General features: G+C 61.3%; 21 protein-coding genes and 1 tRNA gene. 12 read left to right on the top strand and 10 right to left on the bottom strand.

What is annotated here, in order from left to right; genetic code table 11:
- Positions 1-2: 2 nt before the first annotated feature.
- From E4P32_RS14410 to E4P32_RS14395, 4 genes are all read right to left on the bottom strand, one after another.
- Positions 3-1,010 (bottom strand): LacI family DNA-binding transcriptional regulator, encoded by a 1,008-nt coding sequence (locus E4P32_RS14410; RefSeq protein WP_116435125.1) that lies wholly within the window; start codon positions 1,008-1,010, stop codon positions 3-5.
- A 28-nt stretch (positions 1,011-1,038) separates the two neighbouring features.
- Positions 1,039-2,013: an ABC transporter permease gene (locus E4P32_RS14405; RefSeq protein ID WP_116435126.1), complete on the bottom strand. Its 975-nt coding sequence runs from the start codon at positions 2,011-2,013 to the stop codon at positions 1,039-1,041.
- A 38-nt stretch (positions 2,014-2,051) separates the two neighbouring features.
- Positions 2,052-3,590: a sugar ABC transporter ATP-binding protein gene (locus E4P32_RS14400; protein ID WP_116435127.1), complete on the bottom strand. Its 1,539-nt coding sequence runs from the start codon at positions 3,588-3,590 to the stop codon at positions 2,052-2,054.
- 90 nt (positions 3,591-3,680) lie between these two features.
- Positions 3,681-4,643 carry a sugar ABC transporter substrate-binding protein gene (locus tag E4P32_RS14395; RefSeq protein WP_116435128.1) on the bottom strand — a complete coding sequence of 321 codons (963 nt, stop codon included), beginning with the start codon at positions 4,641-4,643 and terminating at the stop codon, positions 3,681-3,683.
- Positions 4,644-4,792: 149 nt separating this feature from the next.
- Between E4P32_RS14395 and E4P32_RS24125 the strand changes: the two genes are divergently transcribed.
- Positions 4,793-4,951 (top strand): hypothetical protein, encoded by a 159-nt coding sequence (locus E4P32_RS24125; RefSeq protein WP_158559732.1) that lies wholly within the window; start codon positions 4,793-4,795, stop codon positions 4,949-4,951.
- A 51-nt stretch (positions 4,952-5,002) separates the two neighbouring features.
- Here E4P32_RS24125 and E4P32_RS14390 read toward each other — a convergent pair whose 3' ends face one another.
- Positions 5,003-6,529, bottom strand: a complete 1,527-nt coding sequence (locus E4P32_RS14390; RefSeq protein WP_116435129.1) for a transglycosylase SLT domain-containing protein — start codon at positions 6,527-6,529, stop codon at positions 5,003-5,005.
- A 329-nt stretch (positions 6,530-6,858) separates the two neighbouring features.
- Positions 6,859-7,641, bottom strand: coding sequence for a hydroxyacylglutathione hydrolase (gene gloB, locus E4P32_RS14385; RefSeq protein ID WP_116435130.1), 783 nt, complete (start codon positions 7,639-7,641; stop codon positions 6,859-6,861).
- A gap of 64 nt (positions 7,642-7,705) precedes the next feature.
- On the opposite strand from gloB, the gene E4P32_RS14380 reads away from it, so the two are divergent.
- The 4 genes from E4P32_RS14380 to E4P32_RS14365 all read left to right on the top strand — a co-directional run bounded on the left by E4P32_RS14380 (position 7,706) and on the right by E4P32_RS14365 (position 10,024).
- A complete protein-coding gene (locus E4P32_RS14380) occupies positions 7,706-8,497 on the top strand; it encodes a class I SAM-dependent methyltransferase (RefSeq protein WP_116435342.1) in 792 nt (263 codons plus the stop codon).
- Positions 8,498-8,596: 99 nt separating this feature from the next.
- Positions 8,597-9,031, top strand: a complete 435-nt coding sequence (gene rnhA / locus E4P32_RS14375; protein WP_116435343.1) for a ribonuclease HI — start codon at positions 8,597-8,599, stop codon at positions 9,029-9,031.
- Positions 9,032-9,099: 68 nt separating this feature from the next.
- The gene (gene dnaQ / locus E4P32_RS14370) at positions 9,100-9,825 is read left to right on the top strand and encodes a DNA polymerase III subunit epsilon (RefSeq protein ID WP_116435131.1); all 726 of its coding nucleotides are present in this window, start codon (positions 9,100-9,102) and stop codon (positions 9,823-9,825) included.
- Between the two features lie 124 nt (positions 9,826-9,949).
- Positions 9,950-10,024: transfer RNA gene (locus tag E4P32_RS14365), tRNA-Val, on the top strand.
- 35 nt (positions 10,025-10,059) lie between these two features.
- Here the strand turns inward: E4P32_RS14365 and E4P32_RS14360 are convergent.
- Both E4P32_RS14360 and E4P32_RS14355 read right to left on the bottom strand, forming a co-directional pair.
- Positions 10,060-11,454 (bottom strand): sensor histidine kinase, encoded by a 1,395-nt coding sequence (locus E4P32_RS14360; protein WP_116435132.1) that lies wholly within the window; start codon positions 11,452-11,454, stop codon positions 10,060-10,062.
- A gap of 15 nt (positions 11,455-11,469) precedes the next feature.
- The gene (locus tag E4P32_RS14355; RefSeq protein ID WP_116435133.1) at positions 11,470-12,144 is read right to left on the bottom strand and encodes a response regulator; all 675 of its coding nucleotides are present in this window, start codon (positions 12,142-12,144) and stop codon (positions 11,470-11,472) included.
- Between the two features lie 171 nt (positions 12,145-12,315).
- On the opposite strand from E4P32_RS14355, the gene E4P32_RS14350 reads away from it, so the two are divergent.
- From E4P32_RS14350 to mdtD, 5 genes are all read left to right on the top strand, one after another.
- Positions 12,316-13,353 carry an ABC transporter substrate-binding protein gene (locus E4P32_RS14350; protein WP_116435134.1) on the top strand — a complete coding sequence of 346 codons (1,038 nt, stop codon included), beginning with the start codon at positions 12,316-12,318 and terminating at the stop codon, positions 13,351-13,353.
- Between the two features lie 33 nt (positions 13,354-13,386).
- Positions 13,387-14,400 carry an ABC transporter substrate-binding protein gene (locus tag E4P32_RS14345; RefSeq protein ID WP_116435135.1) on the top strand — a complete coding sequence of 338 codons (1,014 nt, stop codon included), beginning with the start codon at positions 13,387-13,389 and terminating at the stop codon, positions 14,398-14,400.
- Between the two features lie 161 nt (positions 14,401-14,561).
- Complete coding sequence (locus E4P32_RS14340) at positions 14,562-15,383, top strand: ABC transporter ATP-binding protein (protein ID WP_116435136.1); 822 nt, start codon at positions 14,562-14,564, stop codon at positions 15,381-15,383.
- Between the two features lie 63 nt (positions 15,384-15,446).
- Positions 15,447-16,301, top strand: a complete 855-nt coding sequence (locus tag E4P32_RS14335; RefSeq protein ID WP_094563118.1) for an ABC transporter permease — start codon at positions 15,447-15,449, stop codon at positions 16,299-16,301.
- A gap of 40 nt (positions 16,302-16,341) precedes the next feature.
- A complete protein-coding gene (mdtD, locus tag E4P32_RS14330; RefSeq protein WP_116435137.1) occupies positions 16,342-17,709 on the top strand; it encodes a multidrug transporter subunit MdtD in 1,368 nt (455 codons plus the stop codon).
- A 21-nt stretch (positions 17,710-17,730) separates the two neighbouring features.
- Here the strand turns inward: mdtD and E4P32_RS14325 are convergent, their stop codons facing one another.
- Together E4P32_RS14325 and E4P32_RS14320 are read right to left on the bottom strand one after the other, a co-directional pair.
- Positions 17,731-18,417, bottom strand: coding sequence for a Fe2+-dependent dioxygenase (locus E4P32_RS14325; RefSeq protein ID WP_116435138.1), 687 nt, complete (start codon positions 18,415-18,417; stop codon positions 17,731-17,733).
- A 25-nt stretch (positions 18,418-18,442) separates the two neighbouring features.
- Positions 18,443-20,677, bottom strand: a complete 2,235-nt coding sequence (locus tag E4P32_RS14320; RefSeq protein ID WP_116435139.1) for a TonB-dependent receptor — start codon at positions 20,675-20,677, stop codon at positions 18,443-18,445.
- 345 nt (positions 20,678-21,022) lie between these two features.
- Between E4P32_RS14320 and E4P32_RS14315 the strand changes: the two genes are divergently transcribed.
- Both E4P32_RS14315 and E4P32_RS14310 read left to right on the top strand, forming a co-directional pair.
- On the top strand, positions 21,023-21,691 hold the full coding sequence (locus E4P32_RS14315; RefSeq protein ID WP_016833287.1) for a response regulator transcription factor: 669 nt from the start codon (positions 21,023-21,025) through the stop codon (positions 21,689-21,691).
- A gap of 63 nt (positions 21,692-21,754) precedes the next feature.
- Positions 21,755-23,116 (top strand): sensor histidine kinase, encoded by a 1,362-nt coding sequence (locus tag E4P32_RS14310; protein WP_116435140.1) that lies wholly within the window; start codon positions 21,755-21,757, stop codon positions 23,114-23,116.
- Positions 23,117-23,122: the final 6 nt, after the last annotated feature.

Raw genomic sequence — 23,122 nt, 5'->3', positions numbered from 1 at the left:
CGTCACGTGCCTACGTCCGACGAACGTACGGTAGAACCGCGCACATGCAATTGCGGCGTGATGGTCTGGCGTTGCACGGGGCGGGTCGGATCGGCGATGCGTTCGAGCAGACATTGCGCAGTCAGCTGGCCCAGCGTGCGCGTGTTCTGCGAGACGCTGGTCAGCGGCGGATGCACGAACTGGGCCAGGTCGATATCGTCGAAGCCGATCACCGACAACTGGTCCGGCACGTCGATGCCGCGCTCGGCGGCGGCGCGCAGGGCGCCGATCGCCATCAGGTCGTTGCAGCAGAAAATGGCGTCAGGCGGCTGCGCGGCAGAGAGCAACGCGCGCGCTGCGGCATAACCGCCTGCGCTGGTGAAGTCGGCGTAGGCCAGCAGCTCCGGTGCAATCGTGATGCCGGCGGTTTTCAGTTTGCCGCGCAGGCCGGCGATCCGTTCGGCGGAAATATCCAGACTCTCCGGACCGCCGATACAGGCGATGCGACGGCGACCAAGCGTGAGCAAATGTTCTGCCGCCAGCACTCCGCCGGCGGCATTGTCGACCGCCACCAGGTCGATCGCCATGTCTTTCGGCGCGCGGTCGAGCAGCACGGTCGGCACCTTCATCTTGCGCAGCAGTTCGCCGTCGGTCTGCGCCAGCGTTGCCACGATCAGGCCATCGCAGCGCTTGGTCAGCAGCACGTTGAGATAGTCGCGCTGCTTGGCCGGATCGTCGTCGGAATTGCACAAGATCACGCTATAACCCGCCTCGTAGCAGCTGTCTTCGATGCCGCGCGCGACTTCCGAAAAGTACGGATTGGTGTTGTTCGGGATGATCAGGCCGATACTGCCGGTGGCGTTGCTGCGCAGCGAGCGGGCAAGTGCGCTGGGCACATAGGCCAGCGCCTCGACCGCCACCAGCACGCGGTCGCGCGCCTCGGCGCTGACCGGGCGGGTCTTGTTCAGCACGTGCGACACGGTGGTGTACGAAACACCGGCGTGGCGCGCTACATCCTTGATGGTTGCCATATTTTTCTTATCGCTGAATGTTCGTTGATTAGTGAGTGTTTCGTTCGCCGCGACGGCGATAGGTATCGAGCACCACGGCGGCGACAATCACCAGGCCGGTAATGATGCGCTTCATCGGTTCGGACACGCCGATCTGGGCCAGGCCGGCTTCCAGCACCGAGATGATCAGCACGCCGATGAAGGTGCTGATGACCGAGCCGCGTCCACCCATCAGGCTGGTGCCGCCGATGACTACGGCTGCGATCACCTGCAGCTCCATGCCGACGCCGCCGTTGGGATCGGCCGCTTCCAGACGCGACACCTGAAACAGCGCGCCTACGCCGGCCAGCAAGCCCATCAGTGCAAATACCAGAATCTTGCTTGGACGCGGATTGATGCCCGCCAGACGCACCGCCTCTTCATTGGTGCCGATGCCGATCCAGTGGCGTCCCAACACCGTGCGCGTCAGCACCAGGTGGCCGATGACCACGACCGCAATCGATGCAATGAAGGCAGGCGACAGGCCGAGGAAGATCGGCGAGCTGATGCCGTCGACGGCGCTGCCGATGTATTCGGTGCGTGAGTTGGTGACCTGGTAGGCCATGCCGCGCGCCATTTCCAGCACGCCCAGCGAGACGATGAAGGAGGGGATGCGCCAGCCCACCGAAATCAGGCCGGTCAGCATGCCGCACAAGCTAGCTACGAGGATGCCGAGCAAGCCGGCGGCAAACAGCGGCCAGCCCCAGCGCACCATCGCCATCGACAGGATCGATGCCGCCAATGCCATCACCGAGCCCACCGACAGATCGATGCCGCCGACGATCAGCACAAAGGTCATGCCGACCGCCATCACCACCAGCGTCGGGATGTCGTTGGACAAGGTGCTGAAGGTCCCCAGCGTGAGGAAGTTTTCGCTCAGGAAGGAGAACAGCACGCACATCGCGAGCAGGGCGCCGATCAGGCCGAGGTAGTTCTTGACGGCGGACAGGCCGTAGACGGAGAAGGTGCGGGTGGGATGGGTCATGATCTTTGTCTGTTTTGCTTGTGTGGGTGTCGTCATGGTCAGGCGGCTTGAGTAGCTGTAGCCGGCGAGTTCATGTAGCCGCTGAACGCCGAGGCAAGGATCGCTTCCTGGCTCCACTGGCCGCGCTCGAAAGTATCGACCAGCTTGCCTGCGCTCATCACGGCGATGCGGTCGCAGATCAGCATCAGTTCGCGCAGGTCGCTGGACACGATCAGCAGGCCCTTGCCCTGGCGCGAGAGGTCGGCCAGCAGTTTGTAGATGTCGAATTTTGCGCCGATGTCGATGCCGCGCGTCGGCTCGTCGAACAGCATGATCGGGCAATCGCGGTAGAGCCAGCGCGCGATCACGACTTTCTGCTGGTTGCCGCCGGACAGTTCGCCCGCTGCCTGCGCGCCGTCGCGCGAGCGGATGCGCAGGCGCTTGATGTAGTCGGCGGCGACCGCGCTTTCGGCGTCGCCGTCAAGCAGGCCCATCTTGCTGACGTCACCTAGTTTGGCCAATGTGGTGTTGACGGCGATCGACTGCGGTAGCAACAAGCCCTGGCTCTTGCGGTCTTCGGTGATCATGGCGATGCCGGCTGCGATCGCGTGTTTGGGCGAGCGGATGTCGGCGGCTTGCGTCCGGTCGCCGATGAAGACTTCACCTTGGTCGGCGTGGTCGGCGCCGAAGATCAGGCGCAGCAGTTCGGTGCGGCCCGAGCCGATGAGGCCGGCGATGCCGAGGATTTCCCCGGCGCGCAAATCGAAGGAAGCCGGCGCCACGACGTCGCCGCGACCGAGACCGCGTACGCGCAGCAGCGGTGCACCGATCTCGCGATGGCCGAGATCGAGTTCCGCTTCTGCCGCGCGGCCCACCATCAGTTGCACCAGCGCGTCGCTGCTGTAGCCGCCGATGGCGTCGTCGCAGACCAGTTTGCCGTCACGCAGCACGGCGATGCGGTCGGCGACCTGTTTCAATTCTTCCAGGCGATGCGAGATGTAAATGATCGCCACGCCTTCCGATTGCAGGCGCGCGATCTGCGCGAACAGCAATTCCACTTCGCGGCTGGTCAGCATGGCGGTCGGTTCGTCCAGCACCAACAGGCGGCAGCTGCCGATCAGGTTGCGTGCGATTTCCACCATCTGCTGATGGCCCACGCCGAGCTCGCCGACCGGCGTCCACGGATCGATGTCGGTCAGGCCGACCGCCGCCATTTGCGCTTGCGCCAGCGCTGCCAGTTTCGGCCGGTCGATCCAGCCGAAGCGTTGCGGCAGCTGGTTCAGGAACAGGTTTTCGGCGATGCTCAGTGTCGGGATCAGGTTCAGCTCCTGCATCACCATGCGGATGCCGAGCTGTTCCGCTTCCGTGCGCGAGCGCGGCTGGTAAGGCAGGCCGTCGAGCAGCATGGCGCCCGTGGTGGATTGCACCAGGCCGCAGACGATCTTCGACAGCGTGCTCTTGCCGGCGCCGTTTTCGCCGGTCAGCGCGAGGATCTGGCCGGGACGGATTTCCAGCGCGACGTCGCTGAGCACCGGTTCGACATAGGTCTTGCCGATGCCGCTGAGCGACAGCAAAGCCGGGGATGATGGATTGGACATGCAGTCTCCACCGTGAAGGTGTGGTTCAGAAATTCGGTGTTGCGGGAAGGGCGGAACGCACACGCGTCCCGCCCGATGCTTCTCTATGGATTACTTGCTGTCCTTGGTCACCAGCTGGACCTTGGTTTCAACCGCACCGCTCAGGCTGCTTTGCTTCTTCTTGTCGGTCAACGCCTTCAGCACGGTTTCGATGCCGAACACGGCTTGCTGCGAAGCGAACTGATCGGCGGTCGCCAGCACGCGGCCATCCTTGAGCATCGGCTTGATGGCGTTGATGTTGTCGTAGCCGACCACCAGCACCTTGCCGGCCTTGCCTGCCGCCTTGACCGCGGCAACCGCGCCCAGCGCCATGTTGTCGTTGCCGGCCAGGATCGCCTTGATGTCAGGATTGGCGTTCAGCATCGAGGCGGCGACCTTGTTGCCCGGATCGATTTCCCATTGGCCCGATTGTACCGACACTACCTTGGCGCCGGCCGCGCCCATGGCGTCCTGGAAGCCCAGCGTGCGTTGCTGCGCATTGAAGGTGGTCGAGACGCCTTCGATGATCGCGACCTTGTCGCCGCTCTTGATCTGCTTGGCCAGGAAGTCGCCGACCAGCTTGGCGCCCTTGCGGTTGTCAGGACCGACGAACGGCACCGTGATGCCCTTTTCCTTCAGTGCGGCATCGTCGAACTTGTTGTCGATGTTGACCACGATGATGCCGGCGTCGATGGCCTTCTTGATGACTGGCACCAGCGCCTTGGAGTCAGCCGGTGCGATCACCAGGCCGCTGACCTTGGAGACGATCATCTGTTCGACGATCTTGATCTGGTTGGCGGTGTCCTGCTCGTCCTTGATGCCGTTGGCGATCAGGTCGTATTGCGCGGCGTGGGCTTTCTGGTGTTCCTTGGCGCCGTTTTCCATGGTCAGGAAGAATTCATTGGCCAGCGACTTCATCACCAGCGCGACCTTGGGCTTGGCGGCTGTTTGGGCTTGTGCCAGCACGGGCAGGGCCGGCAGGGCGCAGGCCAGGACGGCGGCGGCAATCAGCTTGAGGCGGATACGTTTATTCATGATGTCTCCAGATTCCAGATATTCGGGGTGAGCAGCAATTCGTGTGGATCGGCATGCTGTTATTGGTGTGTTTTGCTTGCGATTTACGACAATTTACTTATGCGCGCAAACGTTTGCGCGACTGAATCATAGCACCGGATTTCGGGAAAATGAAGGCGCTGAACATAAGGATTCATGCGGCGATGCGGCAGGCGATGCGCTGGCTTGTTGATACATTCTCAAGAAAACACATCGGGTTGATGGGCATGCGTGGGCAAAGGCGCGCTGAAGCCTGCCGTTTTGCAGTGCGGGAAAATCCGCCGAAATAAAAAAGGCCGGGAACGCATCCCGGCCTTTTTTACAATCCAAAACTGCCGATATCAGCGGCGGCGGTTGCCGCTTTCCGATGCCAGCGTGATCGGCGCCGAACCCTTGCGCGCCTGCGCTGGTGCCGCGCGGGTGTTCTTCGCCACCACGGCAGGCGCCTTGCGGATCGGCTTGGCCGGTGCATGGATTACCTGGCGTACGCGTACCGGCGCTGCAGAAGGCGTCTGGTAAGGCACTTGCAGCTGCAGGCTCTGACCATTGGCCAGGGTGTCGTGATGCAGGCTGTTCCATTGCTTGATCTGGACCACGCTCACGCGGTAACGGCCGGCGATCGAGGCCAGCGTGTCGCGCTTGCCGGCCTTCACGTAGATGCGCTTGAAGTCGGGCACGTCCGGCGCCACGGCCAGGCGGGCGCTGTTGGCCATTTCCGGCGTGATGTCTGCTTCCATCGAGGTTTCGGTCTTCGGCACCAGGATCATGGAGCCGGCTTTCAGGACCATCTTCGGCGGGATCTGGTTGACGCTGCGGATCACGTCCGGCGTGGTGCCGAAGCGGCTGGCGATGGTTTCGATGCGTTCCCGTGCGCTCGACACGGTATGCGAAGTCCACGAGGTCAGCGCTTGCGTGAACTTGGACATGTTGGTCTTGAATTTCTCGGCATTGCTTTCCGGCAGCAGGATCTTGGTGTCGTCGCCGCCGATGATGACCGGGCGGTTGAACTGCGGATTGAGCGCCTTGAATTCGTCGAGCGACAATTCGGCCAGTTGCGCCGCCACCTTCACGTCGATGTTGCGGGTCTTGCCGATGGTGACGAAGTAGGGCTGGTTGTCGACCTTGGGCAGCTCGATGCCGAATTCTCCCGGCACGGCGATGATGTTCTTGACGGCTTGCAGCTTCGGCACATAGTTACGCGTTTCATTCGGCATCTGCGCCGACAGCGTGTTGAAGTCGATCGGCAGGCCGGCGGCCAGGTTGCGGTTGACGGCGCGCTGCACCGAGCCTTCGCCCCAGTTATACGCTGCCAGCGCCAGTTGCCAGTCGCCGAACATGCCATACAGCTTCTGCAGGTAGGTCAGCGCCGCATCGGTCGAGGCCAGCACGTCGCGGCGCTCGTCGGTGAACAGGTTCTGCTTCAGGTTGTAGTCGCGCCCGGTCGATGGGATGAACTGCCACATGCCGGCCGCTTTGGCGGTCGACAGCGCTTGCGGATTGAAGGCGGATTCGATGAACGGCAGCAGCGCCAGTTCGGTCGGCATGCCGCGCTTTTCGAGTTCCTGCACGACGTGGAACAGATAGCGCGAAGCGCGCACGGTGGTGCGCTGAATATAGTCGGGACGCGAGCTGTACCACTGGGTCTGGTTGTCGACCAGCGGGTTTTCCAGATTCGGAATGCCGAAGCCTTTGCGGATGCGTGCCCAGATATCGATGTCTTCCATGCCCGGCAGCGCGGACGAAGGATCGTTTGGATTGATGGCGTTGAAGGCGGCGGGATAAATCGAGATGTCGTTGGCGTGGGCCAGGAGTGGAGTACCGAGAGAGAAAAGCGTTGCGATCGCCAATTTCCGAAATGTTAGCTGCATGGGTACGTGATCCTGTGCCTGAGGCTGAAGAAAAGTTGAGCTTCGCGTTTACATTCGCGTTGCAAATTCACCGGTCGTCTCGGATGGACAGCACCTCCTGCCAGGAAGTATGTGTCCGAACGGAAATAATGAAGCATCCGACGGTTCTGTTATTAAAAAACAACAAAAGCGCCCGTTTATCTAAAAACGGCTTGCAAGCCGGTGGATTTGGAGACTAGACGGAGTGTACGTAAGCCCCTTTTCACTCGTCAAGTAAAAATTCACTTATGTTACAAAGCTTAAGCCCTTGATTCGTTTGGTATTTGTCCGAAAAAAGGCCTATACACCCTCTATTTGTAGGTATTCTTCCATTCGCGCAACGCGCCGAATGTTTCTGCCGGATCAACTAGTTTCCCTGAGGCAGGTAAACGGCCGGCTTCTTGCAGGCGGGCGATGACGGCGCTTTCCTTGTAACGGAGGAAAGGGTTGGTGGCGATTTCGAGTCCGATGGTGGTGGGCACGGTCGGCTCGTTGCGGGCGCGCTTGGCCTGTTCCACACCGATGCGTGCGGCCAGCGCGGCGTTGCCCGGTTCGATTTCACGCGCGAAGCGCAGGTTGGACAGGGTATATTCGTGGGCGCAGTAGACTTTGGTGTCGGCCGGCAGGGCGGTCAGCTTGTTGAGCGAGGCCACCATCTGCTGCGGCGTGCCTTCGAACAGGCGGCCGCAGCCGCCCGCAAACAGCGTGTCGCCGCAGAACAGCCAGCCCTGGCGCGCGGCGTAGTAGGCGATATGGCCCTTGGTGTGGCCGGGCACATCGATCACCTTGAGGTCGAGGCCGAGGGCCGCCAGGTGCACCAGATCGTCTTCCCACAAGGGCTGGGTAATCGTCGGAATCGCTTCACCGGCGGGGCCGTAGACCGGAACTTGTCCATGTTGCAATAAGGCCGGAACACCGCCGACATGGTCAGCATGATGATGAGTCAGTAGAATAGCGGCCAGCGTCAGGCCATGTGCCTTGAGCGCTGCCAGGACCGGAGCCGCATCGCCGGGATCGACGACCGCCGCATTGACGCCGTCATGAATCAACCACAGGTAATTATCGTCAAATGCAGGAACAGTCAGGACACTCAAGGATGTGGATGAATCGGACGATGCTGCTGGCGGGATGGCTGACATGGCTGGATGGGTGCGCGTGATGGCGGAAGTCGATACGGATTCGGGAAAGGCCATTATAGCCCTCGACGACTGGCTGCATACGCCGATGGGCAACTACGTTCGCGCCTGGGAACAGAAGCACCTGGACGCGCTCACGGCCGACATCTTCGGATTCAACGCGGTGCAGATCGGCATGCCGCAGATCAACGCACTGCAGGCCAATCGCATGCCTTACCGCTGGCTCACCGACAACTGCCTGCCGATCGAAGCCTCGGCCGGCATGCAGGAAGGCCGCGAGATCCCGCTGGTGGTGGCGCATGATTTTTCCGAGCTGCCGTTCGCCACGCAAAGCCTCGACCTGGTGGTGCTGCCGCACGTGCTGGAGTTCAGCGCCGAGCCGCATCAGGTGCTGCGCGAAGTCGAGCGCGTGCTGATCCCCGAAGGCCAGGTCATCATCTGCGGCTTCAACCCGACCAGCCTGTGGGGTGCACGCCAGGCCGCAGGACGGCTGACCGGCGCGCACTTCCTGCCGCAGGACGGCGAATTCATCCGCCTGCCGCGCCTGAAGGACTGGCTCAAGCTGCTCAACATGGAAGTCAATCGCGGCCATTTCGGCTGCTATGCGCCGCCGTGCGCCACCGACAAATGGCTGGACCGTTTCAACTTCATGGAAAAAGCCGGCGACCGCTGGTGGCCGTATTTCGGCGCGGTCTACATCGTGCAGGCGATCAAGCGCGTCAAGGGCATGCGCCTGATCGGCCCGGCCTGGAGCAAGCAAAAGGTCAAGGTGCCCAAGGGCATGCCCGCGACCAATCGCATCCATAAGGAATAGAATGCCGCCTCTCCGCAAAAAAGCGGGGCATCATCAACGATCAACATCAACGAACAAAGTAATCAGGAAATGACAGACGCAAGCATGAACAAAGACGAGTTGGAACGTGTAGAGATTTACGCCGACGGCGCCTGCAAGGGCAATCCCGGCACCGGCGGCTGGGGCGCGCTGCTGATCGCGGGTGGCCGCGAGAAGGAATTGTGCGGCGGCGAACGCAACACCACCAACAACCGCATGGAACTCAAGGCCGTGATCGAAGCGCTCGGCGCCTTGACCCGCCGCTGCGACGTCACCGTCTACACCGACAGCCAGTACGTGCAAAAAGGCATCAGCGAATGGATCCACGGCTGGAAGGCGCGCGGCTGGAAAACCGCGGCGCGTGAACCGGTCAAGAACGTCGACCTGTGGCAGGCGCTCGACGCCGCCCAGGCGCAGCACAAGATCGAATGGCGCTGGGTCAAGGGCCACTCCGGCCATCCCGGCAACGAGCGCGCCGACCAGCTCGCCAACCGCGGCGTTGAAACCGTCCTCTGACCTCAGAGTCAGCATCAGAGTCAGCATCAGACTCAGCACCCGACTCAGCACCAGCTAACGGAATTATCATGCGACAAATCGTCCTCGACACCGAAACCACCGGCCTGAACCCCCGCACCGGCGACCGCGTCATTGAAATCGGCTGCGTTGAACTGCTCAACCGCCAGTTGACCGGCAACAACCTGCACTTCTACATCAACCCCGAGCGCGACTCAGAAGAAGGCGCGCTGGCGGTGCACGGACTGACCACCGAGTTCCTCAGCGACAAGCCCAAGTTCGCGGCCATCGTCGACGAGTTCCGCGACTACGTGCGCGACGCCGAAATCATTATCCACAACGCGCCCTTCGACGTCGGCTTCCTCGACGCCGAGTTCAAGCTGCTCGGCCTGCCGCCGTTCAAGGAACACGTCGACAACGTCATCGACTCGCTGCAAATGGCCAAGGAGCAGCATCCCGGCCGCCGCAACTCGCTCGACGCGCTGTGCGACCGCTACGGCATCTCCAACGCCCACCGCACCTTGCACGGCGGCTTGCTCGATGCCGCCCTGCTGGCTGAGGTGTACCTGGCCATGACGCGTGGCCAGAACAGCCTGACCATGGACCTGGCCGCCGGCGGCGATGATGAAGACGGCGCCGTCAAACTCGAACTGGCGCCGCTCGCCGACGTCATCGTGGTGGCCGCCAGCGAAGCCGAACTGGGCCTGCACGAAACCGTCCTGAACGCGCTCGACAAGGAAGTGCGCGGCACCTGCGTATGGCGCAAGGAACCCGAGGCGGAAGCGCCGCCGGCGTAAATTGTTTGAGGAAAATGACAGGGAATTGGGAAGAAATGAAGAGCAGCTTGCCCGTGTCGTCAATTCTGTGTCATAATTCGGGCCGCTTCACACCAACCCTCGCGGTCGGTGGCGACAGCAAAATGGAAGGTTAGCTCAGGGGTAGAGCACTGCATTCACACTGCAGGGGTCCGCAGTTCGAAACTGCGACTTTCCACCAGAATTCAAAAAAGCCAGCGTTCGCGCTGGCTTTTTTCATTTCGGCGACGGCGCCTTCCACGCCGGCAGTCTGACGGTCACCGTCAATCCCTTGCCGTCCCGGTCCGTCCCCAGCGTAATCGTCCCCTGCGCCGCCTGCACGATTTCCTTTACGATCGCCATGCCGAGGCCGGCGCCGTGCTGATCCGGTGCAGCGTTCCGGTAGAAGCGTTCGAACACGCGCTCGCGCACTTCGGCGGGAATGCCCGGTCCGTTGTCGGCCACGGTGATCACTACTTCCTTGTTGTCTTCCAGCGCCACACCCACCGTCACCTTGCCGTGTTCCGGCGTATAGCGCAGCGCGTTGTCGATCAGGTTCATCAGCATGCCCGAGAACAGCGCCTGGCTGCCCATGGCCCAGGCTTCGTCGACGGCGGTTTCCATGCCGAGGTCGATGTGCTTGCGTTGGGCCAGGCTGACCAGTTCTTCCAGCACGGTCGCCGCCAGTCCTACCAGCTCGATCGGCTGGCGCGGGAACGCGGTGCTGTTGGACGCCTCCGCCTGTGACAGTTGCAACAGCTTGTTGGTCAGGTCGGTCATGTTGCGGCTGCTGTCCTGCAAGGCCTGCAAGACTTGCGGCAGGCGCTGCGGATCGTTGAGCTGGCGGGCAAACTGGATCTGCGAATCGATCAGCGTCAGCGGCGTGCGCAACTGGTGCGCGGCGTCGGCGATGAAGCGCTTCTGCACCGCGACCTGGGTGTTGAGGCGCTGGATGTACTGGTTGATGGCGACCACGATGGGACGCAGTTCCACCTGGAGTTCACCGGCGCGCAGGGGCGTGAGCGAGTTGGGTTCACGCGTGGCGAGCTCGTCCTTGACGCGCAGGATGGGGCGCAGCTCCATCGTCAGACCGACCACCACCAGTGCGATCGCCAGCAGCAGCATGATGATCTGGCGGTGCAGGGCGGGGCGCCACAATTCATCCAGCAGTTGCGCGTGGCCGCGCATGGTCTGGCCCACCGACACGGCGACCATGCGCAGCGTGCCGTTGTCGTAGAGCGCGCGTACGTAGCTGACCACGCGTAGCGGCTGGTTGTTGAAATACGTGGTGGCGTAAGCCGGTGCGACCAGCGCAAAGTCGACGTCGACCGGGAAGTCCGGACGCCCGGCCAGCAGCGTGTTGTCGTCCATCAGGACCTGGTAATAGACCTCGTCGTGATCGGGCGAAGCGAACATTTCCAGCGCAGCCGGCGGGATGTTGACCACCGGCGCGCCGTCTTCCCACGTCACCTGGCCGGCCATCATGCGTGCCGAGGCCAGCAGCGCACGATCCTGCACCAGGTCGGCGCTGGTGACCGCGCTGTCGTGCGTGAAGCTGGCGCTGACGCCGACATAGACGGTAAGCGGAATCAGCAGCCACAGCAGCAGCCGCAGTCGCAGGCTAACTATCATCTTTGACGATCATCTCTAACTATCATCTTTTTGTTTTAGCAGGTAGCCGAGGCCGCGCAGCGTCATGATGGCTGCCTGCGACGGTTCCAGTTTCTTGCGCAGGCGCGAGATGTAGATTTCGATGGCGTCGGCGCTGGGCTCGTCGGACAAACTGAAGATGCCGTTCACCAGTGCATTCTTGGACACCGTCTTGCCCTGCTTGAGCATGAGGATTTCGAGTACGTCGTGTTCGCGTGCAGGCAGCGCCAGCGTCTTGCCGGCGATGGCGAACTGACGCGTGTTGCTGTCGTAGCTGAGGTCGCCGCAATGGATTTCGGCGGCCTTGTCGGGCGTCTGGCGGCGGATCAGCACCTTGATGCGGGCGACCAGTTCGCGCACTTCAAAGGGTTTGACCAGGTAGTCGTCGGCGCCGGCGCCCAGGCATTCGACCTTCTCGTCGATGGAGCCGCTGGCGGTCAGGATCATCACCGGCACCGCGTTGTGGCGCTCGCGCAGACGGCGCAGCACGTTCTTGCCGTGCATCTTGGGCAGCATCAGGTCGAGCAGCACGACGTCGTAGTTTTCCGTATGCAGCACGTGATCGGCCATCTCGCCGTCGCTGGCGACGTCGACGCTGAACTTGTTCTCCCTGAGGATCTGCGTGAGCCAATGCGCCAGCGGCGGGTTGTCTTCGATCAGCAGCAATTTCATGCAAAAGGCCCATATTTTTGTTGCGGTGCACAGAAGAAACACCGGATTTGGAAAGCTGGATGAAGGTTTCCGGTTCTTAGAATAGCGGCACTATATTAATAAGAACTTGAGCTGGCTGCTTGCATGCTGACATCGTGCGGCAGTCTTCCATCTCATTCAGGAGGCATCATAATGCGTCAACGCTTCAATGTGTGTGCTTATGTCATCGGCACGTTATTTTCCACCGCTCTCATCAGCGCAGCCGTTCTGACAGTCACGGCACCGGCAGCCCAGGCTGCCGACAACAAGATCACCATCATGGTCGGCGGCATCAACAAGCTGATCTACCTGCCGCCCAAGCTGGCGGAAAACCTCGGCTATTTCAAGGACGAAGGCCTCGACGTCGAGCTGCAGTCGCAGCAGGCCGGTGTGGACGCCGAGAATGAACTGCTGGCCGGCGCCGTCCAGGCCGTGGTCGGCTACTACGATCACTCCATCGACCTGCAGAGCAAGGGCAAGGAAGTCCAGTCCATCACCCAGTTGCTGGTGGTGCCGGGCGGCATGGAAATGGTGCGCAGCGACCTCGCAACGCAAGTACGCAGCATGGCCGACCTCAAGGGCCGTACGCTGGGCGTGACCGGTCTCGGTTCGTCGTCGAGTTTCCTGGCGCAATACCTGGCCAGCCGCAACGGCCTCAAGACCAGCGATTACTCGATGCTGCCGGTCGGCGCCGGCAATACGCTGATCGCTGCGCTCAAGCAGAAGCGCGTTGACGTGGTCTGGACCACCGAACCCACCACCTCGATGCTGCTGGCCAGCGGCGAAGCCAAGGTGCTGGTCGACATGAACAGCGCCGCCGGTACGCGCGCTGCGCTGGGCGGCCTGTATCCGGCCTCGGCGGTGTATGTTCAGGGCGCCTGGCTGAAGACGCACAAGCCTGAAGCCGCCAAGCTGGCGCGCGCATTTGTCCGTACACTGCAATACATCCAGACCCACAGCGCGGAAGAAATCGCCGCCAAGATGCCGGCCGATTATTACGGCGGCAACAAGGCGCTGTACGTGCAGGCCCTGAAGGCCTCGCTGCCGATGTATTCGCCGGACGGCAAGATGCCGGCCGAAGGTCCCGAAGTGGTGCTCAAGGTGATGGCGGCGTTCAACCCCAACATCAAGGGCAAGAAAATCGACTTGTCCAAGACCTACACCAACGAATTCGTCAATCAGGTGAAATAAGAACTTCACAACTACAAACATTCAGGAGACTCCATGAACAAGAATATCCGTCGTACGCTGATTTCGCTGGCCGTTGCCGGCGCCACCATGATGGCTTTGCCGGGTACGGCTTCCGCCGCAGGCAAGATCACCATCATGGTCGGCGGCATCACCAAGATGGTTTACCTGCCGGCCAAGCTGGCCGAGCAACTGGGCTACTTCAAGGAAGAAGGCCTGGACGTCGAGCTGCAATCGCAGCCGGCCGGCGTCGACGCCGAGAATGAATTGCTGGCCGGCGCGGTGCAGGCAGTGGTTGGTTTCTACGACCACTCCATCGACCTGCAAAGCAAGGGCAAGGAAATCACCGCCATCGTGATCTTCGGCCAGGTGCCGGGCGAAGTGGAACTGGTCTCGACCAAGGCTTCCGCCACGATCAAGAACATGGGCGACGTCAAGGGCAAGACACTGGGCGTGACCGGTCTCGGCTCGTCGACCAACTTCCTGACGCAGTACCTGGCGTCGCGCTACAACATCAGCTCCAAGGAGTATTCGGTGCTGCCGGTCGGCGCCGACAACACCTTCATCGCCGCCATGAAGCAGGGCCGCATCGACGCCGGCATGACTACCGAACCGACCGTGTCGCAGATGCTCAAGACCGGCGAAGCCAAGGTGCTGGTCGACATGCGCTCGGTGGAAGGCACCGTGAAGGCGCTCGGCGGCCTGTATCCGGCATCCAGCCTGTACGTGCAACGCAACTGGCTGAACGGCCACAAGGATGACGCCGCCAAGTTGGCGCGCGCCTTTGTGAAGACGCTCAAGTTCATCAAGACTCACAGCGCCGCCGAGATCGCCGACAAGATGCCGAAGGACTACTACGGCAACAACAAGCCGCTGTACATCCAGGCGCTGGAAAATTCGCTGCCGATGTATTCGGCCGACGGCAAGATGCCGGTAGGCGGACCTGAAACCGTGCTGTCGGTGCTGGCCGGTTTCAATCCGAACGTCAAGGGCAAGCACATCGATCTGTCCAAGACTTACACCAATGAGTTTGTGAACCTGGTCAAGTAAGTAGCAACCGAGACCGGTTCACTGGCTCGCCCGTTTGCATCAACCGGGCGAGCCTGTTTCACCCAAGCGCGAATACAAACACCTGACGTGGACGTTCTACGGAACGCCCTCGGCGGGACGCTTCGCGGCCAGCAATCCAAAAAACAGACGAGAGAGTCTCCATGAATCAAACCGCCACCGCTTCTGCAAAACCGGCCAACAAGCTCGACACGCCGGCCATCGAGCTGGACAACGTGTCATGCCGCTTCATCACCGCCGACGGCAATGTCACCGTCGCCTTGCGCGATTTTTCCATGAGCGTCGCGCGCGGTGAATTCGTCGCCGTGGTCGGCCCTACCGGCTGCGGCAAGTCGACCACGCTGAGCCTGATCACCGGCCTGCTGAAACCGACCATCGGCGAAGTGCGCGTGATGGGCGAGCCGGTCAACGGCATCGACCCGCGCATCGGTTTCGTGTTCCAAAACGACGCCGTGTTCCCGTGGCGCAGCGTGCGCGACAACGTCGCCGCCGGCCCGCTGTTCCGCGGCAAGCCGAAGGACCAGGCCTATGAACTGGCCAACGAATGGATCCGCCGCGTCGGCCTCGACAAGTTCGGCGACCACTATCCGCATCAATTGTCAGGCGGCATGCGCAAGCGCGTGGCGCTGGCGCAGACCTTCATCAACAGCCCGGAAATCCTGCTGATGGACGAGCCGTTCAGCGCGCTCGACATGCAGACCCGCACACTGATGCAGGACGAGCTGCTGCAATTGTGGTCGGCCCATTCCGGCTCCGTCGTGTTCGTCACCCATGACCTGGAAGAAGCGATCGCGCTGGCCGACAAGGTGTATGTGCTGACCGCGCGTCCGGCGACCTTGAAGAGCACTTACCAGATCGATCTGCCGCGTCCGCGCGTGATGGAAGAAGTGCGCTATGAGCAGCGCTTCATCGATATCTCCAGAAAAATCTGGTCGGATCTGCGTGAAGAAGTCCAAATCAAATAGACGTTTTTTACAGAAACAGTTTCTGCTCTTTACACCACACCAACGACAAGACAGGTGAGCAACATGACACAAGTAAATACAAGCCGCGCCATGAGTCCGGAAGCGATCGCCGAAGTCGAACGCGAAGCGCAACGCAAGATCAAACAACGCTACTGGCTGGTGATTTCACTGCGCCTGGCGATTCTGGTCATCATCCTCGGCGGCTGGGAATTGTCCGCCACGATGCAATGGATCGATCCTTTCTTCTTTTCGCAGCCGTCGCTGATCGTGATCCAGATCTATGACTGGATCATGGAAGGCACCTCGCAAGGCCCGCTGTGGGTGCAGGTCATGGTCACGCTGGAGGAAACCGTGCTGGGCTTCCTGATCGGTTCCGTCGCGGGCATCATTGCCGGCATCGCGCTCGGCCGCAACAAGCTGATGTCGGACGTGTTCAGCCTGTACATTCAGATCGCCAACTCGATTCCACGCGTGGTGCTGGGCTCCATCTTCGTCATCGCGCTGGGCCTGGGCATGGCGTCCAAGGTGGCGCTGGCGGTGGTGATGGTGTTCTTCGTGGTGTTCGGCAACGCCTTCCAGGGCGTGCGTGAAGCCGACCGCTACATGATCGCCAATGCGCAGATCCTCGGCGCCTCGCGTCGCCAGGTGACGATGGCGGTGGTGATTCCCTCGGCGCTGAGCTGGATCCTGGCGAGCTTGCATGTGAGCTTCGGCTTCGCGCTGGTCGGCGCCGTGGTGGGCGAGTTCCTCGGTTCCAAGCAGGGTATCGGCTTGCTGATCTCCACAGCCCAGGGCGCGTTCAACGCCAGCGGCGTGTTTGCGGCGATGATCGTGCTGGCGGTGGTGGCCTTGCTGGCGGATTACCTGCTGACATCGCTGGAGAAGCGCTTGCTGAAATGGCGTCCGGCGGCATTCTGATCTTGTTGCCGGCTCCCAAGGGACGATAGAATCTTCTTCCATGTCCCTTAACTCTTCCCGTTCTCAAAAAGCCCTGTTGTGGATCGTCGCATCGGGCTTTTTCATGCAGACGCTGGACACCACCATCGTCAACACCGCCTTGCCTTCCATGGCGGCCAGTCTCGGCGAACCGGTGCTGGCGATGCACCCGGTGGTGGTGTCTTATACGCTGGCAATGGCGTCGCTGACGCCGGCATCCGGTTGGCTGGCTGACCGTTTCGGCACACGCCGCGTCTACTTCCTTGCAATTCTCATCTTCGTGCTCGGCTCGCTGCTGTGCGCCAATGCGCATTCACTGTCGCAACTGTTATTGGCGCGCGTGGTGCAGGGCGTGGGCGGTTCCATGCTGCTGCCGATCGGCCGTCTTGCCGTGCTGCGCAGCGTGCCGGGGGCGCAGTACATTTCGGCGCTGGCCTTCATTTCGATTGCCGGGCAGCTCGGGCCGGTAGTGGGCCCGGTGACGGGCGGCTGGTTGTCGCAGACCATCGGCTGGCACTGGATTTTCCTGATCAACGTACCGGTCGGCGTGGTCGGCATGTTTGCCGTGCATCGCTTCCTGCCGGCTGAAGAAATCGTTTCGCCGCCGCGTTTCGACATGCTCGGCTGCGCGCTGCTGTCGACCTGCATGGTGACGTTTTCGCTGGCGCTGGATGTGCCGATGGACGAGCATCGCGGGTGGTGGAGCGCAGGCTTGTTGGGGATTTCAGTGCTGACGGTGTGGTGGTATGTGGTCCACGCGCGGCGCGACGAACAGCCGCTGTTCCGGCTTGGGCTGTTCAATGAACCCAATTTCAGCGTCGGCCTGATCGGCAACCTGATCTGCCGCATCGGCTCGTCGGCGGTGCCGTTCCTGTTGCCGCTGCTGTTGCAGGTCAAGCTCGGCTTCTCGCCCTTGCATGCCGGGCTGGTGCTGCTGCCTGCGGCGGTTGCAGGCACTATCGCCAAGCCGTGGATCGCGCCGCTGGTGCGTCGCTACGGCTATGAGAATTTCCTGCTGGTGAACACGGTCATGGTCGGCGCGGCGATCGTGTCATTCGCGTTGATTACACCGGCCTGGCCGATCTGGATCGGCATCGTGCAACTGGCGGTCTTCGGCGTGTGCAACTCGATGCAGTTCGCGGCGATGAACAGCGTTACGCTCAAGGGACTCAATAGCAAGGACGCCGGCAGCGGCAACAGCCTGTTCTCGATGGTGCAGATGCTGGCGCTGGGTCTGGGCGTGACGATTGCCGGCTCGATGCTGAGCGGGCTCGACGGTGTGGCGTGGGCGAGGGACTGGAGCTTTACGCTGACCTTCGTCTGCGTCGGCGTGGTGACTTTGTTGTCTGCGCTGGTGTTTCGCCGGATGGATGCGCGTTACTTCAATTGAACTTCAGGCACCGCCATCAGATCAGGTGTCCGTCCACTGACGAAGAATGTTGTGATAACAGCCTACCAAAGTGCGCCGTGCAGTTTCATCGGCGCCGGTCTGGTTGAGCTTTTGAATGGCGTTGTCCATGTCGAACAGCATGCTGCGCTGGCCGTCGTCGCGCACCAGGCTTTGCACCCAGAAGAAACACGCGGTGCGCACGCCGCGCGTCACCGGCGTCACCTGATGCAGGCTGGTGGCAGGGTAGACCAGCAGGTCGCCGGCTTCCAGCTTGGCGGTATGCACGCCGTAGGTATCGTGGATCTGCAATTCGCCGCCGTCGTAAGTCGACGGATCGGACAGGAATAAGGTGGCGGAAATATCGGTGCGCAGTTTGCGACCGGTATGCGGATCGATGCGCACGCTGCCGTCCACATGTGCACCGAAGGTCATGCCTTCGCTGTAACGATTGAACATCGGCGGGTAGACCGTATTCGGCAAGGCGGCGCTGATGAAGCGCGGGTTGCGTTCCAACGCCGACAGGATGATGTGCTGGCATTGCGCAGCGACTTCCGAACGCTCATCGATCTGCTGGTTGTACTTGACCGGCGCACCTTGATAGCCGGCGGTCGCACGACCATCCACCCATGCCGGACCGGCCTGTTCCAAGATCTGACGCACGGCGTTGAGTTGTTGCGCGTCGAGCAGCTTGGGAATGGCGATCAGCATGGGTGAATTTCTTTCCTACTTCAGATTACATACGATAGTTGACCGAGATCATGCCGGTGCGACCGGTGCCGGGCACCGAGCGTCCGCCGTCGGATTGGATCAGCGCATCGTAATACATTTTGTTCGTCAGGTTGAGGATGTTCAGACGAATGTCGTAGTCTTTTTGGATATAAGCCAGGGTCGTATCCCAGCGTACGTAACCGCCGACCTGCACCGTATTGGTCGGATTGGCGTAGCGTTGCGACATGTACGTCGCGCCGCCGCCGACTTGCCAGTGCGACACGATGTCATACGTTGTCCAGGTGGTCAGCGTGTGCTTTGGGGTGTTGGTCGGGATCTTGCCGACCGCGGTGTCTCCCGCAGCGCCGCTCAGGACCTGCGCATCCAGATAGGTATAGCCTGCCGCGACCTGCCATTGCTTGTTGATGCGGCCTGTTGCCCCGGCACGCGCGCCCTTGACGCGCACATCGCCCGACAATGCGTACACGCCGGTCGAAATCAGGCTGCGCGCATTTTGCTTGTCGATCTGGAACACGGCGGCATTGAGCGACAGGTTTTCCGCCCAATCCCATTTGCCGCCCAGTTCATACGACTTGTTCTTTTCCGGATCGAGGTTGGTCTGGCCGACGGTGCCGGTCAGTTGTTCCAGCGAAGGATTGAACGAGGTGCCGTAGGACACATAGTAAGACTGCGCTGCGGTCGGTTGCCAGATGGCGCCGGCGCGTACGCTCAGGAAATTGACGCTTTGATTGGCGTAGGCCAGCGCAGTGTTCTTGGCTACTGCCGGCATGTTGCTGGAGTTGATCGAGTTGCTGATCTGCGCGACAAACTTGTCATAACGCAAGCCGCCGACCAGCTTGACTTGCGGGGTCAGTTCCAGCGTATCGCCGACATAGGTCGCGATGGTGTTGGAGCTGCCGCCCTGATGGTTGCCGATCGAACTGGTTACGCCAGTGCCCGCTGCGCTATAGGTTGGATTGACCAGAGGAATACAGTCGGCGAAACCCGAAGTCGGAGTCGCTGCACCGGTCAACGCGACACCATTACAACTACCGTTGCGATAGTAGTTTTGCACGTCGTAGCCATCGTGACCCACTTCCAGACCGACCAGCGCATCGTGCTTGAAGCCCAGGAAAGTGCCTTTGCCCGACAGCTCGGTCTGGTTGAAGATCGAGTAATCGCGAATCGTGCGGTCGTGGCTCTGTGCTTGCACGAACAGGCTCGACAGCGGCAGGGCGCTGACACCGCCGGTCAATGCCGTATAGCCGCCGGCGCCGACGGTGCCGATGCCTTGCGGTGCAGTTTCGACGGCGTTGGTGCGCACGTAGTTGAATTGCGTCTGGTTGCGCAGCGTCACGTCCGGCGTGATCTTATGCTTGATGCCGGCGTTCAGCGAGACCACGTCCTGATCGGTGCGGTCGGTGTTGAGGCCGTAAGCGGTGTCGCGGTCGACGCCGACCGGACGGCCGTTCAGCGCCGGCAGGCCGTAGTCGGGTTGATCGTGGTTGTGCTGGATCAGCGTCGACAGGGTGATTTCCGTTGCGGTGCCGATGCCGGTCACGTAGGAAGCGGCCAGACCGAAGTCCTGCACATTGCTCTGGTTGCGCGTGGTCGCGGCGCCGTCTTGCGCCATCACGGAAACGCGTACAGCGGATGTCTCCGACAGCGGGTGATTGTAGTCGGCGGTAGTGCGCACCAGACCGTTGGTGGTCACGGAAGCGGAGACCTCGGTCGATTGCTTCAGGTTGGCCTTCTTGGTGACCTGGTTGATGATGCCGCCGGTTGAACCGCGGCCGAACAGCATGGATGATGGTCCCATCAGGACTTCGATCTCTTCCATCGCGAAGGTGTCGCGGAAGTACTGGCCGCGGTCGCGGAAGCCGTCCAGGTAAATATCGGTGCGCGCCGAGAAGCCGTTCAGGTTGATGTTGTTGCCGATCTGACCACCTTCTGCGCCGCCCAGCGTGATGCCGGCGACGTTACGAAGCGCATCTGACAGCGAGGTCGCTCCTTGCGACTGCAGCAGGGCCTTATTGACCACCACCACCGATTGCGGCACGTCGTGCAGATCAGCGGGGAGTTTGGTCAACGCGGTCGTCGCAGTGTTGAAATCATCGCGCTTGCCTTCAACGACGACTTCCTTGAGCGAGGAGGAAGGCGCAGTAGAAGAAGCGGGGGCGGAAGTTTGTTGCGCATGCACGGCAACTGGCGCGGCAAACACGGCGACAAGTGCAGCGGCGATCGGCGTAAGACGGTTCATTTGGGCGTTTTTCTGTCTGGTTTAGTCACATGAAGGTCGGCTGGCGATGAGGGCGGAAGGGCCGTCTGGCTGGCTGGATGCAGATGGAAATAATTGATTGCGATTCTCATTCCAATTGCTTGTGCGCTAGACTAAAGCGGTGTGCTGTCGATGTGCTGACGACTTGCTGACATTATGCTGACTGTGGCTAAAATAAAACGATGAAGCGGCTCAAAGTGCCTTTGTAGCGGTGTTGCCGGGGCTACAATACGATCTTCATGTCCGGAAAATACGAGATTCGGCATGCCTCCCGAGGCACGTATATTTCTCCTGACACAACTTGCTTTACTAATCTGGTCCCGATATATGAACGTTCTGCTGGTGGAAGACGATCTGGTGCTGGCCGACGGTTTGTCGCGCATGCTCAAGTCGCATGGTCTGAGTGTCAACACGGTCAACAACGGCACCGACGCCGACGCGCTGCTGCAGCGTTACACCGCGACCGTGCTGGTGCTCGACATCGGCTTGCCCGGCCTCGACGGTTTTGAAGTGGTGCGTCGCCTGCGCGCACGCGGCAGCAACATGCCGGTGCTGTTGCTGACGGCGCGCGACACCATTCCCGATCGCGTGCACGGCCTTGAGCTGGGCGCCGACGATTACCTCGTCAAGCCGTTCGCGACGCCGGAGCTGGTGGCGCGCATCAAGGCATTGATCCGCCGCAGCAGTCCGCAGCCGACGCAACTGACCATCGGCGGCCTGTCGCTCGATACCTCCTCCAAGCGCGCCACCATCGACGGCAAGAAAGTCGATTTCTCGGTGCGCGAATGGACTGTGCTGGAATACCTCATGCAGCAAGCCTCGCGCGTGGTGTCCAAGCAGCAGATCATCGACGCCGTGTTGCCGTGGGGCGAAGACGTCACACTCAACGCGGTGGAAGTCTACGTCTCGCGCATCCGCACCAAGACCGCCGGCTCGGGCGTCGCCATCCGCACCATTCGCGGCTTCGGCTACATGCTGGAAAAGAGCGAAGCCTGAGGAATGCGGCGACAAGTCGGCCCGTCTTTTTTCCGCCGCGCCGGCTGAGGGCCTGAGATCGTCATGCGCCCCAGCATCAAAATCAATCTCCTCAAATGGCTGATCGCGCCGCTGCTTGCGGTCAACCTGATCGGCGCCGGCCTGACCTACTGGCTGGCATGGCTGCCGGCGCAGGACGCGTTCGACCAGAGCATCACCGATGCCGCATGGGCGCTGACTTCGCAGATCAAGCGCGTACGCGGCAAGACCTCGCTGGAGCTGACCAAGCAGGCCGAACAGATGCTGCGCTCGGACCATTTCGACACCATGTATTTCGTGGTGCGCGACTCCAACGGCGAGACCCTCGCCGGCGATCACAATTTCCCCTCGGTCAACCAGGTCGCCGAGCCCAACGAACCGGTCACCTATGACGGTGTGATGAACGGCGAGCAGGTGCGCATCGCTGCACTGTATGTCAGCATCGAACGCACGCCGATCTACATCGGCATCGCCGAGACCTTCCGCAAGCGCAACCAGACCCACTACGTAATCCTGATTTCGCTGCTGCTGCTGGACGGTGCGCTGACGTTCTTCTCGATCGCGATCGTGATGATCGCGGTCAACAAGGGCTTGAGCCCGCTGCGTGAATTGCGTCAGAACCTGGACCAGCGCAATCACGACAATCTCACGCCGATCGAATTCAAGGAGACCGCCGAAGAGCTGTCGCCGGTGATCGGCGCGATCAACAGCCTGCTGGAAAACATCCGCAAGGCCGCCAGCGCACAGCAGAATTTCCTGGCCAATGTCGCGCACCAGATCCGCACGCCGCTGACCGGCCTTCGGCTGCAACTGGAGTGGCTGCACCAGCGCCACGCTGACGAGCCGGAGACGGCGCATTCCACCGAACTGATGACTTCGTCGGTCGAGCGCATGGTGCGCCAGAGCAATCAGTTATTGGCGCTGGCGCGTGCCGAGCCTAGCCGCTTCAAGCCGACCCATCTGGAAGACCTGCTGCTTGACAAGCTGGTGGAAGAATCGGTGCAGCATTTCATCGAACAGGCCGACAAGAAACAGATCGACCTCGGCTTCGACCTGCAGCCGGCACGCATGAAGGGCGACCGTTTCATGTTGCGCGACCTGATCGACAACCTGGTCGACAACGCCGTGCGCTATTCGCCGCCGCAGAGCACCGTCACCGTGAGCTGCCGCGAGCAGGAAGACGCCACCTTGCTGACTGTGGAAGATTCCGGTCCCGGCATCGCGCCGGAACATCGCGAACTGATTTTCGACCGTTTCTATCGTGTCAACGACAAGATCGCCGGCAGCGGACTCGGCCTGGCCATCGTGCGTGACATCGCCAAGGACCACGGCGGCGAAATCACGCTGACCTCGGGCGAAGCTAATTGCGGGACCGTATTTACGGTACGTTTCCCGCGCCAGGCCTGAGTTTGC

Origin of the sequence: Herbaspirillum sp. 3R11, assembly GCF_004563925.1 — a bacterium.
In the GTDB taxonomy this organism is placed as follows: Bacteria; Pseudomonadota; Gammaproteobacteria; order Burkholderiales; family Burkholderiaceae_D; genus Herbaspirillum.
This window is presented reverse-complemented; position numbering and strand designations above follow the sequence as displayed.

Coding starts and splice junctions, on each gene's coding strand:
- E4P32_RS14345 (WP_116435135.1), top strand. CDS start 13,387: ATGAACAAGAATATCCGTCGTACGCTGATTTCGCTGGCCGTTGCCGGC.
- E4P32_RS14310 (WP_116435140.1), top strand. CDS start 21,755: ATGCGCCCCAGCATCAAAATCAATCTCCTCAAATGGCTGATCGCGCCG.
- E4P32_RS14405 (WP_116435126.1), bottom strand. CDS start 2,013: ATGACCCATCCCACCCGCACCTTCTCCGTCTACGGCCTGTCCGCCGTC.
- dnaQ (WP_116435131.1), top strand. CDS start 9,100: ATGCGACAAATCGTCCTCGACACCGAAACCACCGGCCTGAACCCCCGC.
- E4P32_RS14400 (WP_116435127.1), bottom strand. CDS start 3,590: ATGTCCAATCCATCATCCCCGGCTTTGCTGTCGCTCAGCGGCATCGGC.
- E4P32_RS14410 (WP_116435125.1), bottom strand. CDS start 1,010: ATGGCAACCATCAAGGATGTAGCGCGCCACGCCGGTGTTTCGTACACC.
- E4P32_RS14390 (WP_116435129.1), bottom strand. CDS start 6,529: ATGCAGCTAACATTTCGGAAATTGGCGATCGCAACGCTTTTCTCTCTC.
- E4P32_RS14315 (WP_016833287.1), top strand. CDS start 21,023: ATGAACGTTCTGCTGGTGGAAGACGATCTGGTGCTGGCCGACGGTTTG.
- E4P32_RS14355 (WP_116435133.1), bottom strand. CDS start 12,144: ATGAAATTGCTGCTGATCGAAGACAACCCGCCGCTGGCGCATTGGCTC.
- E4P32_RS14380 (WP_116435342.1), top strand. CDS start 7,706: ATGGCGGAAGTCGATACGGATTCGGGAAAGGCCATTATAGCCCTCGAC.
- E4P32_RS14350 (WP_116435134.1), top strand. CDS start 12,316: ATGCGTCAACGCTTCAATGTGTGTGCTTATGTCATCGGCACGTTATTT.
- E4P32_RS24125 (WP_158559732.1), top strand. CDS start 4,793: ATGAAGGCGCTGAACATAAGGATTCATGCGGCGATGCGGCAGGCGATG.
- E4P32_RS14325 (WP_116435138.1), bottom strand. CDS start 18,417: ATGCTGATCGCCATTCCCAAGCTGCTCGACGCGCAACAACTCAACGCC.
- E4P32_RS14340 (WP_116435136.1), top strand. CDS start 14,562: ATGAATCAAACCGCCACCGCTTCTGCAAAACCGGCCAACAAGCTCGAC.
- E4P32_RS14360 (WP_116435132.1), bottom strand. CDS start 11,454: ATGATAGTTAGCCTGCGACTGCGGCTGCTGCTGTGGCTGCTGATTCCG.
- E4P32_RS14335 (WP_094563118.1), top strand. CDS start 15,447: ATGACACAAGTAAATACAAGCCGCGCCATGAGTCCGGAAGCGATCGCC.
- E4P32_RS14395 (WP_116435128.1), bottom strand. CDS start 4,643: ATGAATAAACGTATCCGCCTCAAGCTGATTGCCGCCGCCGTCCTGGCC.
- mdtD (WP_116435137.1), top strand. CDS start 16,342: ATGTCCCTTAACTCTTCCCGTTCTCAAAAAGCCCTGTTGTGGATCGTC.
- E4P32_RS14320 (WP_116435139.1), bottom strand. CDS start 20,677: ATGAACCGTCTTACGCCGATCGCCGCTGCACTTGTCGCCGTGTTTGCC.